The following is a 21093-nucleotide window of genomic DNA, read 5'->3' as shown; positions in this document are numbered from 1 at the left end:
CAATCGTGCCGATATTGGCATGAGGCTTATTACGCTCAAATTTCTCTTTTGCCATGTTTACTCTCACATGTTGTGGGAACAGATCGCTTATCCGAACCCGGTTTGATTGCTTGCCCTAAAATAGGGCTCCGTAACCCTATTTCAAGGGCCCCTGCTCTAGGGGTTATTTGGAGCGGGCGGCGGGAATCGAACCCGCGTCATCAGCTTGGAAGGCTGAGGTCTTACCACTACACAACGCCCGCGGTAAAATTTGTTACCTTCTGTTGAAGGTGGTGGAGAGGGTTGGATTCGAACCAACGTACACATAGTGATCAGATTTACAGTCTGACGCCTTTAACCACTCGGCCACCTCTCCTACCGAAGATTTCGTTCTGGCCGTAGAACAAAATCGAAGTTTCGTTGCCTCCAACAAAAAATGCTCTGTCAGTTGGGCGGCAGGCGTGTTAGCCGCTTCATGCACAGAGACCTGTTCAATATCAGCGGACGTATAAAGACCATGACATCATCACGCAATAGCGGATTTCAAAGAAAAACAGGCAAGAAAGCACGTCACAGCCCTGATTCAGCTGAATCCGGAAGTGGCCCGCGCAAGAAAGCCTATGGAATGCGCTCACATGGCGCCACTTCTAAACCCAGACCGCCTAAATCCCGCAGTAAAGACGACTCACCTCGCGCCGAGAAAAAGAGCAATCGTTCCGGATCAGGCCGGGAGGGCGGAGCCGGCTGGATTTGGGGCACACATGCCGCCCTCGCCGCTTTGTCCAATCCTCGCCGCACTATTCATGAAGTCGTCATGACCGAAGGAGCGCAAGGCCGCATTCAACTCCCCCAAGGCTGTCCCTCTCCTAAAATTGTGATTCCCTCAGCTCTAAGTAAAATTCTGGGCTCAGACACCGCGCATCAAGGCATTGCCGTGAAAGCCGCGCCCCTTGAATGGCCCAGCCTGGAAATGTTGGCGGAATCTGAATTTGAAGACACAAATGGAAACGGAATCATCCTCGTCCTTGATCAGATTACAGACCCTCACAATGTCGGCGCCATGTTGCGCTTGGCGTCCGCGTTCGGCGTGGCGGCAATTGTGATGCAAACCCGCAAATCGCCGCCTCTATCCGGAGCTTTGGCCAAGGTAGCCGTCGGGTGCCTCGAAACGGTTCCGGTCTGCCTCGAAACCAATATCAGCGTCACCCTGCAGACACTACAACGTATAGGGTGGATCGTAACGGGTTTGGCCGGCGAAACCGACCTTACTCTGTCTCAAGCCCTTTCCGGCGGAGGGCGGCAAGTCATTGTGATGGGCGCGGAAGGACCAGGCCTAAGGGATCGGGTCAGGAAAAATTGTGATCAACTTGCCAAGATACCCATGATGAGCCGGGACATTCCAGGTCAGGCAGAAAGTCTGAATGTGGCGACGGCAGCCGGCATTGCCCTTTACGAAGCGCGGCGCGGGTAAATATCAATCAAATGTCTCGGACAGAGAGGGTTCTTTTGGGTTTTCGCCAAACCGGTTCGCACCCCCCTCACCATCTTTAACGAGGTAGAATATCAACCAGAAAAGATAGAGACACATTAAAAGAGCAAAGCCCAACTCTGCTCCGCCCTTTTCCAATCCGCCGCTTTCGCCAAGTCCGCCAAAAACAAATCCCTCATAGCCTGGAATATACTCTATATAAAAAAAGAATGTCGGCAATTGCGCCCACCCTGTCAGCCCCACATCATGAAGCCTTCGCGCGGTCAAAGCCGTCATCGGGATCAGAAGGGTTATTTCCAGCAGCATAAAAACAGGAGTGGCCATTTGATCTTCTGAATATCCGAGGACTTCAATATCAATTAATGCGGCAATGAGACCGAAGAACAAATAAATCAGCTGCACCCACCAAAACTCTGAGCGGCGCGAGCGGGACTCAAAGTCGAAGCGCTTGCGATAAAACGCCTGTACGGCTTGAACCGGGCGAATGGGCGGGGAAAAGCTCATAACTTCATAACGCCCTATTCGGCAAAATAGGTCAAGGCCGTATCAAGCCATAAAAAAACCCGCCTCATGGGGCGGGTTCATTCTCGAGAGTTGGAGCAGACTAAGCCGCTTCAATCTCGGCGCGGCTCTTCAGAACCGCTTTTTTAATTTTTTTCGCTTTTTCAGTCAGTTTATGATTTTTCGTTCCGATAAGGAAAGCGTCAAGGCCGCCCTTGGTGTCAACCGTACGAAGAGTCTTCGCCGCGACACGAACACGGAACTTCTGACCGAGAGAATCGGAGAGAAGCGTCACGTTACATAAGTTTACATCAAAACGACGACGGGATCTCATATTGGAGTGAGATACTGTATTTCCGGACATTGGGCCGGTATCTAAAAGATCGCAACGACGGGACATAGTGCACCTAAAAACATTAAAGGCCCGCACGAAGACGACAATATGCCGTGTGGCGGGCAGAATTGAGGGCGAATTAGAGCCATGTTCGCAGAAGGTCAACCCCTCTTAAGCGAAGATATCTGTATTAAATTTGCCTCAACTCTCATTCTTATAGACCAACTGTGACGGATTTGTCACGCAGATGAACCGATTACACGTTATCACATTCAGCTTCTATCTAAGAAAATCATGTCATGGCAAAGTAGACACCTGCGAGGAGAGAATTGAATGCGCCTTAAATCTTTTGCGATTCCTGCTTTGGTAGCTTTGATAGCTGGAACGGCCCTTGCCGCTCCCGCCAGCTCCGTCAATCTGATGCAAAAAGAGCGAAATATTGAAAGTCTGAATGACGGTAATCTCAAGGATGTATTTTATCCGCTGCCGGTTCCCGGGCAGGATGCGACCCAATTTCGTTTTGAACTTAAAGGCTATGTTTTTGGACTGCGGATGATCCGCTCCCATTATTCCGGCTGGTATGATCAGACGGAATACGCGGTTTACTCCGACATAAAGACCTCTGGCCTGGGAGCCCTTTTAAAAAAGCTGGAGATATGGGCGATCTCCAGAGGCACTCATGATTCGCAGGGACTCCGCCCCGCTTTCCATGTTCAGCAAAATCTCGATAAAAAGAATCGGCGGGTTGAAATGCTTTACGACAATTTGGCCGAGAGCATTGACGTCAGCATTGATCCCCCACTGGGCAGCCAAGGCGTGCCAGCGGCGACACCTGCTGAACGTTACCTGGCCGATGATACACTTTCCGCCATTCTAAATATGATGATGCGGGGATGGGCAGATAAGGGAGAGGTCTGCGACGGAACAGTTCGTGTCTTTGACTCCAAACAACATTACGGATTGCGCATGGAACGCGACGGCACGAGGGAACTGAAATTCGATGACTATAAATCCGAAACGATAAGTTGTGACGTTTATTATGAACCGATTTCGGGATTCGATCCCGAAGATCTGCCTGAGGAAGAAGAAGAAAGCACTCCGGTCAATGTTTACTTCAAGCATTTCCCTGAACTCGGCCTCTATATACCTATCCGCTTTACCTATAAAATCAGCGCCATTACGGCTGTTTTGAAAGTGGATGAAATGGAATATGTCCTGCCGGGCGAAGAGACTATTCGGTACGCCAATGATTAAACTTGCCTGATTTACTATAGGCTTGAAAGCCTGGTTATTAGAATCTCCCACCGCTGAGAATGGCCTCGGGCGTTGTCATTCTAATCTGGATGAGTCAGACAGGCGCCATGGTAGCCCCCCTCAATCCCGCCACGGTCACGGCTGTTCTCGGCCCGACAAATACCGGCAAGACCCATTACGCGGTTGAACGAATGCTCGGGCGTTCAAGCGGAGTTATCGGACTTCCGCTGCGTTTGCTGGCCCGTGAAATTTATGATCGCGTGACTGCACAAAAGGGCAAAGCTCAGGTTGCTCTGATTACAGGCGAAGAAAAAATCGTTCCGCCCTCCGCGCGCTATTTTATATGTACCGTTGAAGCCATGCCGGTGGATCGGCGATTTGCCTTTCTGGCGGTTGATGAAGTGCAATTAATGGCCAATCACGAAAGAGGCCATATCTTTACGGATCGGGTTCTCAACGCAAGAGGACAGGAAGAAACCCTTTTTCTGGGCGCTGAAACTGTAAAGCCCGTCTTAAAAACACTTGTCCCGAAAATAAGATTTGAACATCGCGAACGTTTTTCCACGCTGCATTATGATGGCGCCAAGAAACTGACTCGCTTACCAAAACGCTCTGTCATTGTCGCCTTCTCCACAGCCGAAGTTTACGCCCTGGCTGAATTGATCCGCAGATATAGAGGCGGCGCCGCCGTTGTAATGGGCGGGCTTTCGCCCCGGACTCGAAACGCTCAGGCCGAAATGTTTCAAAACGGCGAAGTTGATTTTCTGGTTGCCACTGACGCGGTCGGCATGGGCCTCAATCTGGATACGGATCATGTCGCTTTTGCCGGTCTGACAAAATATGATGGGCGGCGTAGACGATATTTGACCCCTATGGAAGCGGGACAGATTGCCGGGCGGGCGGGACGCTTTCGGAATAACGGGACCTTTGGCACAACAGGGGACTGTCAGCCGATGGACGATGAGCTCGTCAAACGCATCGAAAATCACGAATTTGAACCTTTGGATTATGCGGAATGGAGGAATTCCAAACTCGACTTTTCAAGCCTGAAGTCTTTGGTCGATACTCTGCACGCCCCGCGGCCGACCAAGCGCCTGCGGAGAATAAAGGGAACGGAAGATGAAGCCGCGCTAGAGCGGCTTATGGCAATTGATGATATCTCTCAACGGATTAAAGTTCCGGCCCAAGTCAGGCAACTGTGGGAAATTTGCCAGATACCGGATTTCAGAAATCTAACGATCGACGCGCACGTCCGACTATTGCAGGATATATACAGAATACTCGTAAGGGGCGGCGGAAAGCTCTCCACTGACTTTATGACTCAACGCATAGACCGTCTGGACGACACCTCCGGCGGGGTCCATGAGCTGTCATCGCGCCTCGCAAGCATACGGACTTGGGCTTATTGCGCGTCAAAAACCAACTGGATGCCAAAAAAAAACCTTAATTATGGAAAAACTTTGGCAAATCACGCTCGCGAGGTTGAAGACCGCCTATCGGATGCGCTACATGCGAGCCTCATTGCGCGATTTGTAGATAAGCGTACCAGCAAGCTATTAAAAGGCATAGGAGCCGACGCCTATATGAGCGCGACAATAAAAGACAATGGGGACGTCTTCGTAGACGATCATCTGATTGGCCAATTAGAAGGCCTGACATTCAAACCAGACGTAAGCGGCTCGGGCCTTGAGGCCAAAGCGCTGGACGCGGCCGCCGCGAAAGCCGTTGGTCCCGAAATCGACAGGCGCCTGACGAGCCTTTGCGGCGGGGCGCACAATATCTTTACTCTGTCCGATAGGGGCGAGATCCTTTGGGGCGGTATGGTTGTGGGGCGTATCGCTCCCAGCGGTTCAGTTTTCACGCCCGATGCTGAAGTCATTGCCAGTGATTTTGCCAATTCCAATCTGCGTAATCTCGCCTCCGATCGAATGAGAGATTTTCTACGCGCCGAAGTCGCCGCCCATCTCGGACCCTTGAAGGGCCTTCGGGAGATGAAGGACCGAGAAGACGTCCTGCCTGAGGCAAAAGGGTTTGCTTATACCTTGCTGGAAAGTAACGGCTCGGTCGAAAGACGCGACCATCTGAAGACCATCCAGAATCTCAATCAGGACGCCCGCCGTCAATTACGCGAGCTCGGAGTACAATTCGGATTCTATAATGTCTATATGCCGGATATGCTTAAGCCAAAGCCGGCTCGCCTTTTGAGCCTGTTAAATGCCTATGGCGCGGGAGGAGATAAGAATCCATTTATTCCATTTGCAGGTGTGACCTCCATTCCGAATGAAGGCGATTTAAGCAGTGAAAACTTCAGCGAACGCGCACTGGCTCTCGCAGGATATCGCGCCGTCGGGACCCGTATTGTCCGGCTGGACATCCTGAACCGTCTCAGCTTGATGATTCGTCAGGCGCAGGATCAATTTGGTAAAATCCCCGGGACAGATACAAGAGGCCGACCATTCCAGATAATGCAGGAAATGCTTTCTCTTCTCGGCGGAACCTATGAAGACACGCAAAAGGTGCTGACCGCTTTGGGATATCAATCTGAGACTCGCGAGAGTTTACCGGATCTATCTAAGACCGAAGAAAGTTCATCAGAAGAATCTGCCGCTACGCCGAAAACTAAAGAGGAAACAAAATCCGAGGCTAGCCCTGAAAAGACGTCTTCACCTGAGAATAAGCCGGAAACGGTATCAGAGAAACCTAAATCGGCCGGAACGTCGAAACCGAAGAAAACCTCGGGCCGGAACGACCTCAACCTTTATAATAACCGCGTACAGAGCGATGACGGCTCAGTCACGGAAATTGCCAATAAGGAAGTATGGCTGATTCCATCGCGAGGCCAAAAAGGATTCAAGCCCAAAGGCGGCTCCTCACAGAATAAAAAACCTCGCCACAAAGGCGGCAAAGGCAAACCGAAAGCCGTTTACACTAGCGGGCGATCCGGTGGTTCCGCGCCGAAAGGCAAAGCGTCCATCAAAAACTCTCCATTTGCGGCCCTCGCCGCCTTGAACATTGACGAATCAAGCAAGAATGGAAAGAAAGATAAGAAAGTTTCTGGCACTGAGAAAAAGTCTGATAGCGATAAGGAGAGTAAAAAGAGTTGAGTCACTGCATGTCTTCACCCGCCTTAGATGATATGACAAGATCTGCCTGTCGCCTTGATCTTTGGCTGTATCGAACGCGGCTTTTGAAGACCCGAACTCTTGCAACGCGGAAAATACGGGACCGAAAAATTCGTGTTTTCAGAAATGGTCAGGTCGAAAAGGTCAAAAAGCCTCATACCCTTATCAAACCCGGTGATCACATTACGTTTATGCGGGGAACAAATCTCATTTCAGTGCAAATGGTTGCGCCTGGGACCCGCCGTGGCCCGGCCCCAGAGGCTCAGGCTCTTTACAAATGGCTTGGTGAACCCCAAATCCAGTCCTGATAATAACCCTTCTGTATACAGGCGAATATTGACAAAATGCCGTTCAATCGGCATTGGCCTGTCAAACCGTAAACGGAGAGCTCTCGCGTGACTTATATTGTCAAAGACGAATGCGTAAAATGTAAATTCATGGACTGCGTCGAAGTCTGCCCCGTCGACTGTTTCTATGAAGGCGAGAACATGCTCGTAATTCACCCTGATGAATGCATCGATTGTGGTGTTTGCGAACCTGAATGCCCTGTCGATGCTATCGTTCCGGATACGGAAGACGATCCAGATGGAAAATGGCTGGAAATAAACTCAAAATATGCCGAACTTTGGCCCGTTATCACCGTCAAAAAAGACCCGCCTGCGGATCGCGAAAAGTTTGAATCTGAAACTGGAAAATTCGAGAAATATTTTTCTGAAAAACCCGGCACAGGCGACGAATAAGCCCGTTTCAGTAGTTTTAGCCGTAAATCTGGCCAAGCCAGTGGTTATTTCGATAAATTTGTGTTATACTACCTTCATATTAGCGGTGCAGCTCATAAAAAGGCTGCGCCGTTTGTTTATAATTATGGGTATTTGCGACGTGTAATTTCACGCGCTGACCAAACTTAAGGGCTCAGCATTCATGGCAACTGAAAAAAAGACGTCCGGTAAAAAAACCGGTACGAAGAAATCTTCTAAAAAGAAAACCGCCAAACCGGCTTTCCGCGTAAACCAGCATGTCGTTTACCCGGCTCACGGCGTCGGCGAAGTCACAGGGATTGAACAGGAAGTCATCGCCGGCTTTGACATCGAAGTTTATGTCGTCAAGTTCGAGCAGGATAAGATGACCTTACGCGTTCCGACCGAAAAGGCCGCAAATTCAGGCATGCGGGCACTGTCCAACGAACTCATATTGAAAGATGCCTTCACGACGTTGAAAGGCCGCGCGCGTATCAAACGCACAATGTGGTCACGCCGGGCACAAGAATATGAAGCAAAGATCAATTCAGGTGATTTGATTTTGGTGTCTGAGGTTGTCCGGGATTTGCACCGCACGGATGAACAACCCGAGCAGAGCTATTCCGAGCGGCAGCTTTATGAATCTGCCATAGACAGAATGGTACGTGAGGTTGCGGCCATAAACAAAACCTCTCGTGATGTTGCGTTGAGCGAAGTGCTTGAAACATTGACGGTCGCGCGAAATCGCCAAGCAGCCAAAGCGGCGAAAGAGGCTGAAGCTAAAGCGGCAGAAGAAGGCGAAGACGAAGAAGCCGCATAACCTCTGTTAAAATTACATCTAAAAGGGTCAAATTCTTTGGATTTGACCCTTTTTTTATATGTAAAATTCGAATTTTTCTGACAAAGTGACTTGCAACCTTCAATTTACCAAACGATATTATACTATAACAAAATACTATTTTCAGGCGGGATATTTCATGCGCACCAAGTCAATTCTCTTATCAGTTGTCAGTGCAACAGCACTCGCCCTTGCGTCCTGCGGAGGCGGAGGCGGTGGCGGCGGAAATGTCGCAGTAACACCTCCACCCCCTCCCCCACCACCACCTCCGCCTCCACCACCAACCAGTGAGGCTCCAACCTATACTGCGGGCGTTTTTGAGGATGCGAGTAATTTTAAAGATAAATGCGAAGTTGTGCGCACAGGTACCGACTCAGAAGGCAACCCCTTCCCGGATGAAGCGGGTTCAACTTTAGAAGAAAATTTCTGGCTCCGATCCTGGTCACATGAAACCTATCTCTGGAACCGCGAAATCGAGGATCAGGACCCCGGAAACTTTAATTCGCCCGTCGAGTATTTCCCCGAGTTGAAAACGTTTGAAAGAACGGCGTCTGGTGAGTTTAAGGATGACTTCCACTTCAGTCAGCCAACTTCCGAATTCTTGGAACAGCGTAATAATGCGCCCCGTTCAGGCTACGGCGCGCGTTTCGTCGCTGTGAATGGTCAAAACACGCCGCCCCGCGATTTTCGGGTTCTATACACGGAAAGCGACTCTCCCGCCTCTGCGACTGTGAATGGTCAGGTCAACCTTCCACGGGGAACAAAAATTCTTGAAGTGGACGGCGTCAGCGTCGTTGACAGCGATAATGTTGAGGCCCTCAATAATGGTCTGTTCCCTCGAACAGCCGGCGAAGAGCACACTTTGGTTGTTCAGGATGTTGGGGCGACCTCTTCCCGTACAATTACTTTGACCTCAGAGAATATCGCGCCTGAGCCTGTCAATCGGACTAAAATCATTACAACAAGCGACGGCGACAAAATCGGCTATATGCTTTTCAACACCTTCAGCCCTTTTGCCTCTGAAAAGTCTTTGGCAGATGCCTTTGAAAATTTGAGCACCCAGGACATTGATGACCTTGTTCTGGACCTTCGCTATAATGGCGGCGGACTTCTCGCTGTTGCCGCGCAACTGGGCTATATGGTGGCCGGCGATGCTAGAACAAACGGCAAAACGTTTGAGCTTCTGCAATATAACGAAGATGCTATGGGGACAAACCCGACCAATGACAGCAATGCTCAGGTTCAGCCAATCCCTTTTATTAGCGAAGGCGTCGGATTTTCTGTTCCGGAGGGTGAACCTCTTAGCACTGTGGACCTACCGCGAGTCTTCATTCTATCCACGCCCGGCACCTGTTCTGCGAGTGAAGCCGTCATCAACGGCCTACGCGGAATTGATGTTGAAATCATTCTAATCGGCGACATTACCTGCGGAAAACCTTACGGTTTCCTCCCAACCGGCAATTGCGGGGAGACTTATTACACAATCCAATTCCGCGGAATTAATGATAAGGGTTTTGGAGATTATTCCGACGGCTTTGTCCCGGAAGATAATAATTTTAATTTTGGCGAGCGCGTCAAAGGGTGCACGATCGGAGACGATATCAATAATGAGTTGGGTGACAGAAATGAAGCCTTGCTGAACACCGCTCTCTTCTATCGGGACAATAATAGCTGCCCGACCTCGTCAGGGACGAAAATTTCTCAGACAGTCAGTTCCAAGGCTCAATATTCATCAGAATTCGCACTCATCCCGCCTCAAGAGCGGCTCGAACAAAGCGTTCTGTCAAACAATCGAGATATTACCCTGCCAGAGGGATATAGTTTTAAAGACTAATGATCAGGGGGCTCCGGCCCCCTTTTTTATAGCAAGCGATTAACTGAAGTCATCTCCCGGAAATTCTATCGCTTCCGGGTGATCCAGCCAGATAACAGGGCCATTATAAAGCTCGACCCATCCCCTGACGCGAACGCGGCGGCCTTCCATATCTTCCAGATTAATTTCGGCTTTTTCAAATTTCCGTCGATCGCGCCGGGCAATTGAAATTGTAAAATCCGTTTTATAGTCGGAGCCGAAATTCAGAAATGTCATGCCTCTGACTTGCGCCGCTGAAATAATTAGGCCCTCAACGATTTGGAAACTGTCAACAAATTGCGCAAGAGGATTAGGGTCGGGGGGTCGAACTGAAAAATCCGGGCTTTGCCAAAGGCCGCGCCCGGCATCCCGCGCCACCGTTTCTTCCTCCAACAACGTTTTTATCTTCCAGGCGGTATCCGCATAAGATCTTACCCGTCCATATCCCAATCGCACCATCTCCGACTGAACCCATTGATCGGGCGTCCCATCCGGTTTCAAGGTATAGACCTGCGCCAGAGCCCGATCATAACGGTCTCGTTTTGGACCCGTATAGGACAATCCAATTTTCCGCCCCTCAATCAGCGCCGCAAGAGCAGACGCAGCGGCCCTATGATAATCCTGTCCTTTTTCAGGCGCAAAAATATTCGCCAAACGTACTTTGAGACCAGAGCCAAGCACGAAACTGTCACCGTCGAAAACGCGGGCTAATTTTCCGAAGTCTTCTAAGTCTCCTGCGGACGCGGCAAATGCGTTTCCCGCCAAACAGAAATACCCGCCGCCCAAAAGAATGGTTCTACGAGACAGGATATTCGGAACTTGCGCCAACACAGTTTAAATAAAGCCGAAATATAGGGAAGAGTCGACTCCTCCATTGGCGATCTTAAATCAAATTGATATGAGCTCTCATGCGGTCCCCGTAGCTCAGTCGGATAGAGCGCAGGATTCCTAATCCTGAGGCCACTGGTTCGAATCCAGTCGGGGACGCGCGCAACGTCCACAATAGATGCGGGGCATCAATTGTAGTGGAGCGCCGAATGAGCAATGCGAATGAGGATTTTAGTGCGCCCGAATAAGCTAGTCCCTCTCGCGCGCCCAAGGGAACATCCGAACAAACACATTATCTTTATTGACGAAATGATGTTTCATAGCGGCGCCAAAATGAAGCACTATAAGACCGATGGTCAACTTACCTATATTGCCGTGAAGGAATTGAAATGTGTCTTCCAGTTCTTCGCTCTCCGGAATGAAGGGAATATCCGGCCAGGGTATCGTCCAGAACAGCTCCGTTGGTATCGGTAAAGGGGACGCGCTGACCATGGCCCAGCCCAATAGAGGCATCCCGATCATAATCACGTAAAACGCTATGTGAGTGAATTTTGCCGCCGCAACTTCCCATTTTTTCATGCCCTCCGGCAAAGGCGGCGGGGTGTGTAATAACCGCCAGATCAGACGGAAAATAGATAAAATGAGCACCATAATCCCAAAGCTTTTATGAAGCTGATAAAGGACAAATCGGTTCGGCATGTTGGGATTTGTCATTAAAAGCCCGAAAATAATCAGGCCAATAATCAAAACCGCAATCGTCCAATGAAGGGCAATTGCGGTTTTAGAATAGCGGGTTTGGGCCGCCATAGGTCTTAATTCTCAGCGCCGGAATCTTCCATTTCAGAATCTTCTGTATCAGACGCGCCTTCTTTGGCGAATTCCATCTCGATCATGATTTCAACGTCATCGCCCACATTCGGTGTGTAGGCATCCACGCCAAAATCGGACCGTTTAATATAGCCGGTTGCAGAAATACCGAACATATCAACACCTGATTGGAAATTTTCACCCACTTTGGTGACTTTCCCTTTGAAGGTCACAGGTTTTGTTATGTCTTTGATAGTGAGATCTCCGGTTACGGAACCAGATCCCATAAGAGCCTGTTCAACGTCCGTGCTGGTAAATGTGATCGTCGGATAGGTTTCGGCATCAAAGAAATCCGAACTCATCAAATGCTCGTCAAACTTTTCAACGCCGCTATCAATAGAGTCGACCGGAATAGTCACATTCAAAGTCGACATTTCTGGATTCTCACTGTCAAAAACGATAGTCGCATCGGTTTCTCCCCAACGCAGGATGGGATTAGAATATCCCATATGGGAATAGCTGAAAGCTATATAGGCGTGACCCGAATCTTCGGTGTAAGTTCCGGATGGAAGCTCCGACAAATCGGCTCCGGGCGCGTCCATTTTGTTTTTGACGTCAGATACAACTTTCTCGGTGGCGTTCTTAGCCTTTTCAGTCGCAGACGCGACAGCTGACTTTGTTTCTTGCGCCGCTGCCGTTGTTGACTCTTTCACTTGCTCCGCAGTCTGGTTACCGTCTGAACAGCCAATCAGAGCCGTCGCCGCCAATAAAGCCGTTGTGGTTGTTAGATGTTTTATCGTCGTCATAAAGTCTCTCCTGTTTAATTTAGTACGGCAGAACCGTCTGAGTAGGTCAAACTATTTCATCCCGACAATGGTGCCCGCTCGAAAGATTTCAGCTTACCCTCTAACTGACTCCAATCGTCTCGAGTTGCAATTGGTTCCCATAATTCTCCGATTTCTTCGTATATCAAAGTGGCGGGGGCGTCATTATCAGGCCCCTCACATGAGGACTCATATTGGGCGTAGTCCTTTCGCCAATCTTTGAAACCAGAGCCGTAAATCTCCTTCTCAGACGCCTGCCCCCGCCAGTCATGCCAGAAATGCGGCCAGCTCACCTGACTTTCTTCCAGTAGGCGAAAAGTCGATAGAACGAAGTCCGTATCTTTATCGAGTTCAGTGACTTGAAGGCCCAAGCGGCGAAAGACATGGTCACGAAGCGCGCGTTGATACGCCGGCGCAAAACTTTCGAGAGCCTTTAAAAGGGTGTCATCTTCGGTCACGAGGGACAGACTTTGCGCCAATTGCGCCAGGTTCCAGTACATCGATTCAGGTTGCCGGGCGAAAGCGTAGAGCCCGTTGTGATCGAAATAAGCCGCCGTCATGCCTGATTTCAATGTCGGAAGAAAACGGTAAGGGCCGTAATCAAAACTCTCTCCGGTAATGTTCATATTATCCGTATTCATTACGCCGTGAACAAAGCCGGCGGCCATCCACCCGGCCACCATGTCTGCGCTTTTCAGGCACACTTGCTCTAACAGGTCCGCGCCGTCATTCGCGTCGGGATAAAAATGTTTGAGGCAATATTGAATGAGACTTTCAATCGCGTCCCGATCAGTAAAAAAAGCGTGGCGTTGGAACGTGCCAAACCGAATATGACTGTGATTGCAGCGCACTAAAACCGCCGAGCGCGTCGGGGATGGTTCATCCCCACGTATAAGCTCTTCGCCCGTCTCAATGAGGCTGAGACTGCGGGACGTATTTACGCCCAAATGCTCAAGATATCGGGTCGCCAGAACTTCTCTGACTCCGCCCAAGAGAGTGAGCCGTCCGTCTCCACGTCTGGAATAGGGCGTCTGTCCGGAGCCTTTTGTACCCAGATCCAATAGCCGTCCCTGCGGGTCATAAAGCTGCGCGTATAGAAACCCGCGCCCATCCCCAAGGTCAGAATTATAGTGCCGGAATTGATGACCATGATAACGCATGGCCAATGGCTCACGTAAGTTATCCGGCAAAGGCTCAAACCGGCCGAAATGGGCTATCCACCCCTCTTTGTCAGTAGGCAGACCGAGGCTTTTTGCTAATGCCTCGTCGGCATAGCGCAAGATTGTTTCAGGAAACTCAGCGGGCTTGACCGGGTCATAAAACGCTTCGCCCAACTCATAAATTGCTGTGGCAGGACGATAAGCTATACGGCTTCTCCGGCCATTTCAGTGATAGATTTCACGGGATCACGAAGAGCGTAATCCCGAATAAATTCGGCAACCTCCAGAGGGATTGTACGGCCTTTGGGAAAGACACGGGAAAAGTTTAAAAATCCATGCGGCATAGCCTTCTCATGATGATATTTCACCTTAACGCCATGGCAGGACATATTATCGGCGTAAAGCTTGCCTTCATCCCGAAGCGGGTCGAGCCCGCAAGTTAGTACATATGCGGGCGGGAGACCGCGCAGGTTTTTCTCAAACAAGGGCGACAGGCGGGTTTCATTTGCGTTGGCCCCGGCGACGTAATGTTCATTGATAAATTTCAGCGCCATGAAACCAAATTGAAGCCAGTCCTGCGGCCCCGGTTTTGGCGGTTTGAAATTCGTCAATTGCATGAGCGGATATAGCAGGATCTGTGCGTGGAGATCATTACGGTATTTCTGCGCCAGATACGCGCTCATATTTCCGCCCGCGCTGTCTCCGCCAATCGAAAGGGCGGCCGGGTCTATGCCGTAAGCGTCTTTGCCTTGCCCCGACAAAGCCCATTTCAAAACGGTCTCACAATCAATCGGTCCCGCCGGATAGGGATGCTCGGGCGCGAGACGGTAATCCACGGACAACACCCGCATATTGGCCCCATTGGCAATACGCAAAGCAATCGCTTCATGGCTCTCAATAGAGCAGGTCACAAACCCGCCGCCATGCAAATAGATCAGCGACGGCCCCGCCACATCCTCTGCGCCGAAGGGAATATAAAGCCGGACGGGGACGTCACAATCCTCTCCCGGGACATTAAAATCCAAAACATCCTTCATCTTGGGTCCGGGATGATCGAACTGATTGGTCAATCGGCGAATATTATTATGAATAGAATAAATCTTGTCCGGATCGAATTTGAGGCGCTCGAACCTCTCGCGGAAATTATCAGCAAATTCTTTGGGACTGAACATGTCCCCGCTATAACCGAGCGGCGCGGAGAGGACTAGCAGGGTTTCGCATAAATTATGACTTTGTAAGACTTTATCTGGATGTCACGGAGAATATCCTCCGGCGTCGAGAAACCGCTCTTCCGCCTCGGTGCTCTCGCGGTTTAATATCTTATTTCGGTGCGGAAAACGTCCGAATTTCTTGATAACCTTGTGGTGTTCCTTGGCGTGATGGAGTGTGTTGCTATCCTCCAGGCGCGAGTCACACAGATCGACACATTTATTTTGCGCCATTATGTCTTCTGTATGCATAAACGGCATATAGACAAAAGCGCGCTGGCTTTGTTTGATTTTGAGATCCCAACCTTTTTCGACCATGCGTCCGGCGACGCCGAGCGCCAAGCCGTCCCAGGCAAAGGCGCCAGGTGTGTCCCGATACATATTCCGCGGAAATTGATCGAGGGCCAAAATAAGCGCCAGAGAGCTCTCTGCCTGCTCTTCCCATTGATGAGGGGTAGATTTGGAAAGTTTTGCCGCAAGTTCTGTCGCCGTTGTCTCAAACCGGTGACGGATGTCAGAATCGAAAGCCGCTGTGGCTTGAAACCAATATTTCTTAGGCGTTTCTTCAAACCAAAAGCTGAGTATGTCCTGAGCGTTTTTCATGAGAACCAGAGCTGAAACAAGCCGCCTAAAGTCGAATATCGCCAGAATTTATTTTTTTGAAAGCCGCCTTGTCGAGTTTTTCGAACTGCCCACTTTCGGGGTTTGCAAAGTAAAGCGGCTCGGAAATATTGGCCGGGTCATAACCGGCTTTAACAAGATTGGTCTTTTTAAATTTAAACGTACTTGTCGTATCTGACTCTTTGGACAGTCGCAGAAAAACGGGCCACGCAAAGGCAGGGAGTTCCGTCCGAATGAGCTCCATGAGCTTTTCCAAATCCGGCTCCTTCTCCGCAACTATAGCGGCCATACCGGCGCGCCCGTCATATCCCGGGACTTCCACGCCATAAACATTGGCCTGAGTGACGCCCTCATATTTTGAAAGAATAGACGCCACTTCGCCGGTTGCCACGTTCTCTGCTTTCCAGCGATAAGTGTCCCCGACACGATCCATGAAATAATAATAACCGAGCTTATCGCGTTTCATCAGATCCCCGGTCCGGAACCAGGCATCATCTTTTTTGAAAACATTGCGCAAAATCTTTTTCTTCGTCGCGCTCTTGTTCTGATAACCGTCAAAGCGGAAACGGGCGTCATCTGTTCGGATTTCGCCTATGACCTCGCCAATTTCATCGACGTCGGTCCGTATACAAAACCCGTCCGCACCGCGAGGATTTTCCTCGGTGTCGACATCAAAGCGAATAATATCGACATTAAATTTGAACTTCAGATAATCCGGAACGCGTCCGACCGCGCCGGGCGGGCCGTCAACATTTATCAAGCTGACATTGCCCTCAGTCGCCCCGTAAAATTCGATAATGTGAGGAATATCAAATCGCTTGGTAAACCCTTCCCAGACATCTTTCCGAAGGCCGTTCCCGATCGCCCATCTGATTTTGTGGTCTCTTTCCAGGGGGTGGGGCGGAGTCGAAAGAAGAAACCGGCAGAGCTCTCCTACATAAGTAAATTGTGTTGCGCCGTGGCGCACGGCTTCGTCCCAAAACTTTGTCGCCGAAAATTTAGGCTGAACAATGACGGCGCCGCCATGGGTCAGTGCGCATCCTATACCGACCAGCCCGCCTGTCGCATGATAAAGCGGCAAGACCATCATCATTCGGTCTGTCGGACCGGATTTAGCTCCCGTTCCGATACCGCGAAGATAATTTTGCGCCCGGACGTGAGTGACTTTTGCCGCTTTAGGCATGCCCGTCGTGCCGGAGGTGAACATTTTAATGGCCTGATCCCCGGCTTTCAGGCCTTGGCGCTCTGATTTCGCCGGGCGATTGGGAACGACGTCTGTCAGCGCTTCGTCAAATGTTCTATAATCCCTTACCTCTCCGAAAGCGGCCCAGACTGTCAGGTCAACTTTAACATCGCCTTCTGCAGCCGACCACTGATCGGCCATTTCATGGTCGAGTATCAGATGTTTAGCTTTGGAAATATTGACGCAATGCGCCAGAGCGGCGCCGGAGAGTTGAAAATTCAAAAGAGCCGGTACGACTCCAAGCTTGGACAGGCCGAACCAGAGCGCGACATACTCCAACCGATTTCTGACAAAAACGGCGACGGTATCATTGGCTTTCAGGCCTTGAGCACGGGCCCACCCTGCAACCTTATTGGCATAAGTTTCAAACTCGTCATAAGTCCATTCTCTATCATCCTCTATAAAGGCTGTATTTGAGCCATACTGATCGACTCTTTTTTCAAGCTCGTCAGCCACAAGATGATTGCTCTCTGCGTCCACATCTTTGACGGAACGCAGCATCCGAAGCAGGCCGCTGAGGTAGCTGACTTCGCGTTTGATAGTGGAGATAAAACCCATGATTTTTCCCGTTGGTCAGGCCGTTATATCTGCCCGTATAATTGATCGTTCAATCGGACAATAAAGACAGGCTCATTGGAATCAAGCGGCTGTTGAAAACCACGGGCTTTTTTCCAAAGAAAAACCCGGCTGTCCAAAAGACAACCGGGTGAACTGACTAACATTTGAAAAACTTCGCGTGGGAGCGCAAAACTTTTCGTGGAAATCCCGAATTATATCAATCCGGCTTTCTCCACTTGGTTTGCAAACCTCATGCCAAACGAAGAGGCCTAATTTTAAAGCGATATCCGAGCTTATAAACAATCATTTCCCATTCAGGACACGAATTGGAACAGCACCGTCCGGATTTGAAACAGTTATTGCGGATATTTATTCGAGTTATCAATCATGCAAGTGCCGTTAGATTGCGTAATCGTACCTTCGGGACAATCCACTGGCTCAATTTCCCGGTAAGGACTTGTCGACCTGTAGACAGGTTGAGGGTTTGTCACGGTTACAGACGAACGCTCATTATAATTTTCGCCGACAGCCAGGTTGAAGCCTTCAATATAATTTGGCGGCACGAAAATAGGGTATTCACGTCCTTCTACATCCAGGGCCAGGATTGTTAATCCGTCATATCTGGCAGCGTCCAAACGCCCGGCCGGAATAAACACACTTAATGTTTCTTCCCGAGCGCAATCCACCTCCACACTTCGAACGACATCACGCGAATAACTGGAACCGGATTGGAAAAAATTCATGACGACATTTCCTTTAACCGTGCCTTCGCGTTTGGCTTTAGGCGCTGAACGCTGGGGGGCTGAGCGTTGCGGCATTGAGCGTCTGGGCGGAGCCGATCTTTGCGGCGTTACAGCTCTTGGCGGCGCGGCGCGAGGGGTGGAAACACTTGGAACTTTCACAGTTGACCGTGTGGTTACAGAACGGGTCTCTCGGCGCGGCGCCGCTCTGTTACTTGGGCGGGGCGCTGGTCTTTTTACCCGGTCAGAACTGGAATTGACGCGAGGTATCTGAACGTCCGGTCTTTTTTCTCGCCTTTGAGAAATCTCCGGCACAGCCCGAATAACCGTATTCGTACGAGTTGTGTTCGAGCCTCTATTTTCGGCCCTATTGTCTCGGGAATCGTTTCCGCGGCGACTGCGGCGGTCATTGTTTGATCTGTCACGATCCGACCTGTCGCGGCGATTTTCTGCTCTTAATGGCGTCTGGCCGACCGTGACGCGGCTGCGTCCGGAGAGGTCAGACCGGATAACCCGGTCAGAGAAATCTGCCTGACGGTCCTGTCTTTGGTCTCTGTCGCCACGATCTCTATCGCCGCGGTCCCTATCTCCGCGATCTCGGTCACCACGATCCCGATCTCGATCTCTATCATATCGGTTTCCGTCTCGATCACGGCGTCCGCCCCGCCCGTCATACCTTCCGCCAAAACCTCCACGGCTCCAGCCGCCACTGTGCCGACCATAGCCGGATCCGAAATGACGCCAATACGGACGGTCAAATCGCCCATAGCGGTGATACCCGCCATAATAACGATTGGGTCTGAAAATATTATAACTGAATGTGGGCGCGTAATAAAAACTGTGATCGTAAACAACGTCCTGAACATTGCGAGAGCATTCGAGCACCCGGTTATCGCGCAACAGAGCCGGAGCCAGTGACCCCGAGAGGAAAGAGGCGTCTGTAAATCCGCGTACATCATACGGATCGTCGCTGTGTGAATTATAATAAAAGGCCATATCCAAAATGACGCCGCCTGTGAAAACCTCTCCGTCTATCGCTGTAACAGGGCCGGAGACAGACCGAAGATTTACTGACCCCGCCATAGCGCGGTCTTCTTCGAAGGGGTCATAAGTCGGAGCAATATATTCCGTCTGACCTGTTCTGTTATTAAATTCCTGCTTAACATCCAGAGCGATTTCTTCTGGACTGAGATCAGGAAGAGACTGGTATTCTTCGGCAAAACCGGTTGTGGCCAACGAAGTGGTTAAAAAGAGTGCCGAGGCGAAAAGCCCGGTCCGAAGAAATGTTTTTTTGTCCATATGTAATTTTACTATACAGAAGTTAGGCGCAGGCTGAAAGCCACGTTCACATATTGTTCATCTTCTATCGTTGTTTTCATTCAAAATTATTTTATTGAAAATTATCTTTGGCCGCCCGAATTTCGCCCAAGGCCTCATCACTGCCGGCCCGCATAAACGGATTGGTTGCCAATTCCTGCTTGATTGTGCCGGGAAGCGTTGGCTCGCCCCGTTCGCGTTTCAGAGTGGCGGATTTGATCGCGGCCAATAAATCCTCATTTTCCGGCTCCACCGTCAGGGCAAATGCGGCATTGGAAAGCGTATATTCATGTCCGCAATACACCTTAGTTTCCGGCGGAAGTTTTGCCAGTTTCTTCAAGCTAGTACGCATCTGCGCCGGCGTGCCTTCAAACAGTTTCCCGCAGCCCATTAAAAATAAAGTATCGCCGACGAAAACCGAATTCGCGGCAGGGACATAAAAAACAATGTGATCTTTAGTGTGCCCCGGCGTATGCCAGACATGGACTTTATGACCGGCGAAATCGAACTGGTCTCCATTTCCCACGCCCCTATCCAGCCCCGGTATTCGATCCTCAATCATACCCGGCCCGGTAATCGTCAGGTCGAATTTTTCCTTCAGGAACAGGTTTCCGCCCGTATGATCCCAATGATGATGAGTGTTCCAGATTTCGGTGAGATTCCATCCCCTCTTCTCACACTGCAACGCAATTTCCTCTCCGTCAGGCGTATCGATTGCAACCGTCTGACCAGTTTGTTTATCATGTAATAAAATACCGTAATTATCAGACAGGCAGAGGAAAATTTCGATTTCTAGGTTTGGAGAACGTTCTGTCATAGGCCAATTATATGGAAAGAAATGGCCTTAAGAACAAGGTGATGAACAAAATATAAGACGAGACGCCGCAGAGAGCATGAAGAATAGTGAATTGACTCTGATGCTCACACATTACAAATTGCTATGGCACAAACTAAATTTCGTCTCCTTTCGAATGGGGTTTGGGCATAGGCGGCAGGGTGGCACCCCTGTCGCCATTTTCTTTTGTCCCGAGAGTTTCAGCGCCCCTTAAGAGTTGAATTTCTTGACAAAGTGAAAAACAACGCCATCTAGAAGGCTTGATTTAAGACAGGTACAAGACACGCTTTGAGCTATTTGGTCTTGACCCAACTCTTCAAGACCTTATGGGTCTTTGCTACATTTTTTTTGCGAACTGGACGAATTATTATGCAAAAATTTCCTATGACCGTAAATGGCCATGCCGCACTCGAAAGCGAGCTGAAGCATTTGAAAACTGTTGAGCGACCTGAAGTTATTCAGGCGATTTCAGTAGCCCGCGAACATGGCGATCTTTCTGAGAATGCGGAATATCACGCTGCCAAAGAGAAGCAGGGCTTCATTGAAGGCCGTATTCAGGAACTCGAATCCAAACTGTCTCTGGCGCAGGTAATTGATCCGACAACCATGTCGGGCGAAACCGTGCGTTTTGGCGCCACCGTTAAAATCGTCAATGAAGACACAGACGAGGAAAGCACTTACCAGATCGTCGGTGAAGACGAAGCCAGCATCAAAGAAGGCAAAGTTTCTGTCACCTCTCCGATTGCACGCGCCATGATTTCCAAAGTCGTCGGCGACGTCTTCGAAGTGATCGCGCCGGGCGGATCGAAAGGGTATGAAATCCTCGAAGTTTCTTTCGTCTAAACA

19 protein-coding genes and 3 tRNA genes are annotated in these 21093 nt (G+C 50.1%); 9 read left to right on the top strand and 13 right to left on the bottom strand.

Going from position 1 to position 21093, the window contains the following annotated elements; all coding sequences use genetic code 11:
- Nucleotides 1-168 precede the first annotated feature (168 nt).
- Nucleotides 169-242, bottom strand: a tRNA-Gly gene (locus tag ACN0IC_RS12215).
- 28 nt (nt 243-270) lie between these two features.
- Nucleotides 271-355 (bottom strand) — tRNA-Tyr (locus tag ACN0IC_RS12210).
- Between the two features lie 141 nt (nt 356-496).
- On the opposite strand from ACN0IC_RS12210, the gene ACN0IC_RS12205 reads away from it, so the two are divergent.
- Complete coding sequence (locus ACN0IC_RS12205) at nt 497-1450, top strand: TrmH family RNA methyltransferase (protein WP_416879058.1); 954 nt, start codon at nt 497-499, stop codon at nt 1448-1450.
- Between the two features lie 3 nt (nt 1451-1453).
- On the opposite strand, the gene ACN0IC_RS12200 is transcribed toward ACN0IC_RS12205, so the two are convergent.
- Both ACN0IC_RS12200 and rpmB read right to left on the bottom strand, forming a co-directional pair.
- A complete protein-coding gene (locus ACN0IC_RS12200) occupies nt 1454-1972 on the bottom strand; it encodes a DUF805 domain-containing protein (protein WP_416879057.1) in 519 nt (172 codons plus the stop codon).
- A 100-nt stretch (nt 1973-2072) separates the two neighbouring features.
- A complete protein-coding gene (gene rpmB / locus ACN0IC_RS12195) occupies nt 2073-2369 on the bottom strand; it encodes a 50S ribosomal protein L28 (RefSeq protein ID WP_416879056.1) in 297 nt (98 codons plus the stop codon).
- 267 nt (nt 2370-2636) lie between these two features.
- On the opposite strand from rpmB, the gene ACN0IC_RS12190 reads away from it, so the two are divergent.
- The 6 genes from ACN0IC_RS12190 to ACN0IC_RS12165 all read left to right on the top strand — a co-directional run bounded on the left by ACN0IC_RS12190 (nt 2637) and on the right by ACN0IC_RS12165 (nt 10088).
- Nucleotides 2637-3557, top strand: a complete 921-nt coding sequence (locus tag ACN0IC_RS12190) for a hypothetical protein (protein ID WP_416879055.1) — start codon at nt 2637-2639, stop codon at nt 3555-3557.
- Between the two features lie 107 nt (nt 3558-3664).
- Nucleotides 3665-6661, top strand: coding sequence for a helicase-related protein (locus ACN0IC_RS12185; protein ID WP_416879054.1), 2997 nt, complete (start codon nt 3665-3667; stop codon nt 6659-6661).
- Between the two features lie 8 nt (nt 6662-6669).
- The gene (locus tag ACN0IC_RS12180; RefSeq protein ID WP_416879053.1) at nt 6670-6987 is read left to right on the top strand and encodes a S4 domain-containing protein; all 318 of its coding nucleotides are present in this window, start codon (nt 6670-6672) and stop codon (nt 6985-6987) included.
- Between the two features lie 87 nt (nt 6988-7074).
- Nucleotides 7075-7419: a ferredoxin FdxA gene (gene fdxA, locus ACN0IC_RS12175; protein WP_416879052.1), complete on the top strand. Its 345-nt coding sequence runs from the start codon at nt 7075-7077 to the stop codon at nt 7417-7419.
- A gap of 181 nt (nt 7420-7600) precedes the next feature.
- Nucleotides 7601-8236: a CarD family transcriptional regulator gene (locus ACN0IC_RS12170; RefSeq protein ID WP_416879051.1), complete on the top strand. Its 636-nt coding sequence runs from the start codon at nt 7601-7603 to the stop codon at nt 8234-8236.
- A 157-nt stretch (nt 8237-8393) separates the two neighbouring features.
- On the top strand, nt 8394-10088 hold the full coding sequence (locus ACN0IC_RS12165) for a S41 family peptidase (protein WP_416879050.1): 1695 nt from the start codon (nt 8394-8396) through the stop codon (nt 10086-10088).
- A gap of 39 nt (nt 10089-10127) precedes the next feature.
- Here the strand turns inward: ACN0IC_RS12165 and ACN0IC_RS12160 are convergent, their stop codons facing one another.
- The gene (locus ACN0IC_RS12160) at nt 10128-10937 is read right to left on the bottom strand and encodes a thermonuclease family protein (protein WP_416879049.1); all 810 of its coding nucleotides are present in this window, start codon (nt 10935-10937) and stop codon (nt 10128-10130) included.
- 82 nt (nt 10938-11019) lie between these two features.
- On the opposite strand from ACN0IC_RS12160, the gene ACN0IC_RS12155 reads away from it, so the two are divergent.
- Nucleotides 11020-11093, top strand: a tRNA-Arg gene (locus ACN0IC_RS12155).
- Between the two features lie 90 nt (nt 11094-11183).
- On the opposite strand, the gene ACN0IC_RS12150 is transcribed toward ACN0IC_RS12155, so the two are convergent.
- The 8 genes from ACN0IC_RS12150 to gloB form a co-directional block, all read right to left on the bottom strand.
- A complete protein-coding gene (locus ACN0IC_RS12150) occupies nt 11184-11741 on the bottom strand; it encodes a cytochrome b (RefSeq protein ID WP_416879048.1) in 558 nt (185 codons plus the stop codon).
- Between the two features lie 5 nt (nt 11742-11746).
- On the bottom strand, nt 11747-12547 hold the full coding sequence (locus ACN0IC_RS12145) for a YceI family protein (protein ID WP_416879047.1): 801 nt from the start codon (nt 12545-12547) through the stop codon (nt 11747-11749).
- Between the two features lie 56 nt (nt 12548-12603).
- Nucleotides 12604-13932 (bottom strand): protein adenylyltransferase SelO family protein, encoded by a 1329-nt coding sequence (locus ACN0IC_RS12140; protein WP_416879062.1) that lies wholly within the window; start codon nt 13930-13932, stop codon nt 12604-12606.
- Nucleotides 13929-14897, bottom strand: a complete 969-nt coding sequence (locus tag ACN0IC_RS12135; protein WP_416879046.1) for an alpha/beta hydrolase — start codon at nt 14895-14897, stop codon at nt 13929-13931. Before ACN0IC_RS12135 ends, ACN0IC_RS12140 begins: the two co-directional genes overlap by 4 nt.
- 81 nt (nt 14898-14978) lie before the next feature.
- Entirely contained in the window at nt 14979-15536 is a 558-nt protein-coding gene (locus tag ACN0IC_RS12130; protein WP_416879045.1) for a DUF924 family protein, read from the bottom strand.
- Between the two features lie 25 nt (nt 15537-15561).
- A complete protein-coding gene (locus tag ACN0IC_RS12125) occupies nt 15562-17355 on the bottom strand; it encodes a long-chain-acyl-CoA synthetase (RefSeq protein ID WP_416879044.1) in 1794 nt (597 codons plus the stop codon).
- 356 nt (nt 17356-17711) lie between these two features.
- Complete coding sequence (locus tag ACN0IC_RS12120) at nt 17712-19394, bottom strand: hypothetical protein (RefSeq protein ID WP_416879043.1); 1683 nt, start codon at nt 19392-19394, stop codon at nt 17712-17714.
- Between the two features lie 91 nt (nt 19395-19485).
- Nucleotides 19486-20229 (bottom strand): hydroxyacylglutathione hydrolase, encoded by a 744-nt coding sequence (gene gloB, locus ACN0IC_RS12115; RefSeq protein WP_416879042.1) that lies wholly within the window; start codon nt 20227-20229, stop codon nt 19486-19488.
- Between the two features lie 387 nt (nt 20230-20616).
- Here gloB and greA point away from each other — a divergent pair, with 387 nt between their 5' ends.
- Nucleotides 20617-21090, top strand: coding sequence for a transcription elongation factor GreA (gene greA / locus ACN0IC_RS12110; RefSeq protein ID WP_416879041.1), 474 nt, complete (start codon nt 20617-20619; stop codon nt 21088-21090).
- The last annotated feature ends 3 nt before the right edge of the window (nt 21091-21093 follow it).

Source organism: Litorimonas sp., assembly GCA_029936425.1.
Classification (GTDB): domain Bacteria; phylum Pseudomonadota; class Alphaproteobacteria; order Caulobacterales; family Maricaulaceae; genus Litorimonas.
This window is presented reverse-complemented; position numbering and strand designations above follow the sequence as displayed.

Bases quoted from the DNA above. Each gene is read 5' to 3' on its own strand.
- ACN0IC_RS12205 (WP_416879058.1), top strand. From the start codon at position 497: ATGACATCATCACGCAATAGCGGATTTCAAAGAAAAACAGGCAAGAAA.
- ACN0IC_RS12200 (WP_416879057.1), bottom strand. From the start codon at position 1,972: ATGAGCTTTTCCCCGCCCATTCGCCCGGTTCAAGCCGTACAGGCGTTT.
- rpmB (WP_416879056.1), bottom strand. From the start codon at position 2,369: ATGTCCCGTCGTTGCGATCTTTTAGATACCGGCCCAATGTCCGGAAAT.
- ACN0IC_RS12190 (WP_416879055.1), top strand. From the start codon at position 2,637: ATGCGCCTTAAATCTTTTGCGATTCCTGCTTTGGTAGCTTTGATAGCT.
- ACN0IC_RS12185 (WP_416879054.1), top strand. From the start codon at position 3,665: ATGGTAGCCCCCCTCAATCCCGCCACGGTCACGGCTGTTCTCGGCCCG.
- ACN0IC_RS12180 (WP_416879053.1), top strand. From the start codon at position 6,670: ATGTCTTCACCCGCCTTAGATGATATGACAAGATCTGCCTGTCGCCTT.
- ACN0IC_RS12170 (WP_416879051.1), top strand. From the start codon at position 7,601: ATGGCAACTGAAAAAAAGACGTCCGGTAAAAAAACCGGTACGAAGAAA.
- ACN0IC_RS12165 (WP_416879050.1), top strand. From the start codon at position 8,394: ATGCGCACCAAGTCAATTCTCTTATCAGTTGTCAGTGCAACAGCACTC.
- ACN0IC_RS12150 (WP_416879048.1), bottom strand. From the start codon at position 11,741: ATGGCGGCCCAAACCCGCTATTCTAAAACCGCAATTGCCCTTCATTGG.
- ACN0IC_RS12145 (WP_416879047.1), bottom strand. From the start codon at position 12,547: ATGACGACGATAAAACATCTAACAACCACAACGGCTTTATTGGCGGCG.
- ACN0IC_RS12135 (WP_416879046.1), bottom strand. From the start codon at position 14,897: ATGTTCAGTCCCAAAGAATTTGCTGATAATTTCCGCGAGAGGTTCGAG.
- ACN0IC_RS12130 (WP_416879045.1), bottom strand. From the start codon at position 15,536: ATGAAAAACGCTCAGGACATACTCAGCTTTTGGTTTGAAGAAACGCCT.
- ACN0IC_RS12125 (WP_416879044.1), bottom strand. From the start codon at position 17,355: ATGGGTTTTATCTCCACTATCAAACGCGAAGTCAGCTACCTCAGCGGC.
- ACN0IC_RS12120 (WP_416879043.1), bottom strand. From the start codon at position 19,394: ATGGACAAAAAAACATTTCTTCGGACCGGGCTTTTCGCCTCGGCACTC.
- gloB (WP_416879042.1), bottom strand. From the start codon at position 20,229: ATGACAGAACGTTCTCCAAACCTAGAAATCGAAATTTTCCTCTGCCTG.
- greA (WP_416879041.1), top strand. From the start codon at position 20,617: ATGCAAAAATTTCCTATGACCGTAAATGGCCATGCCGCACTCGAAAGC.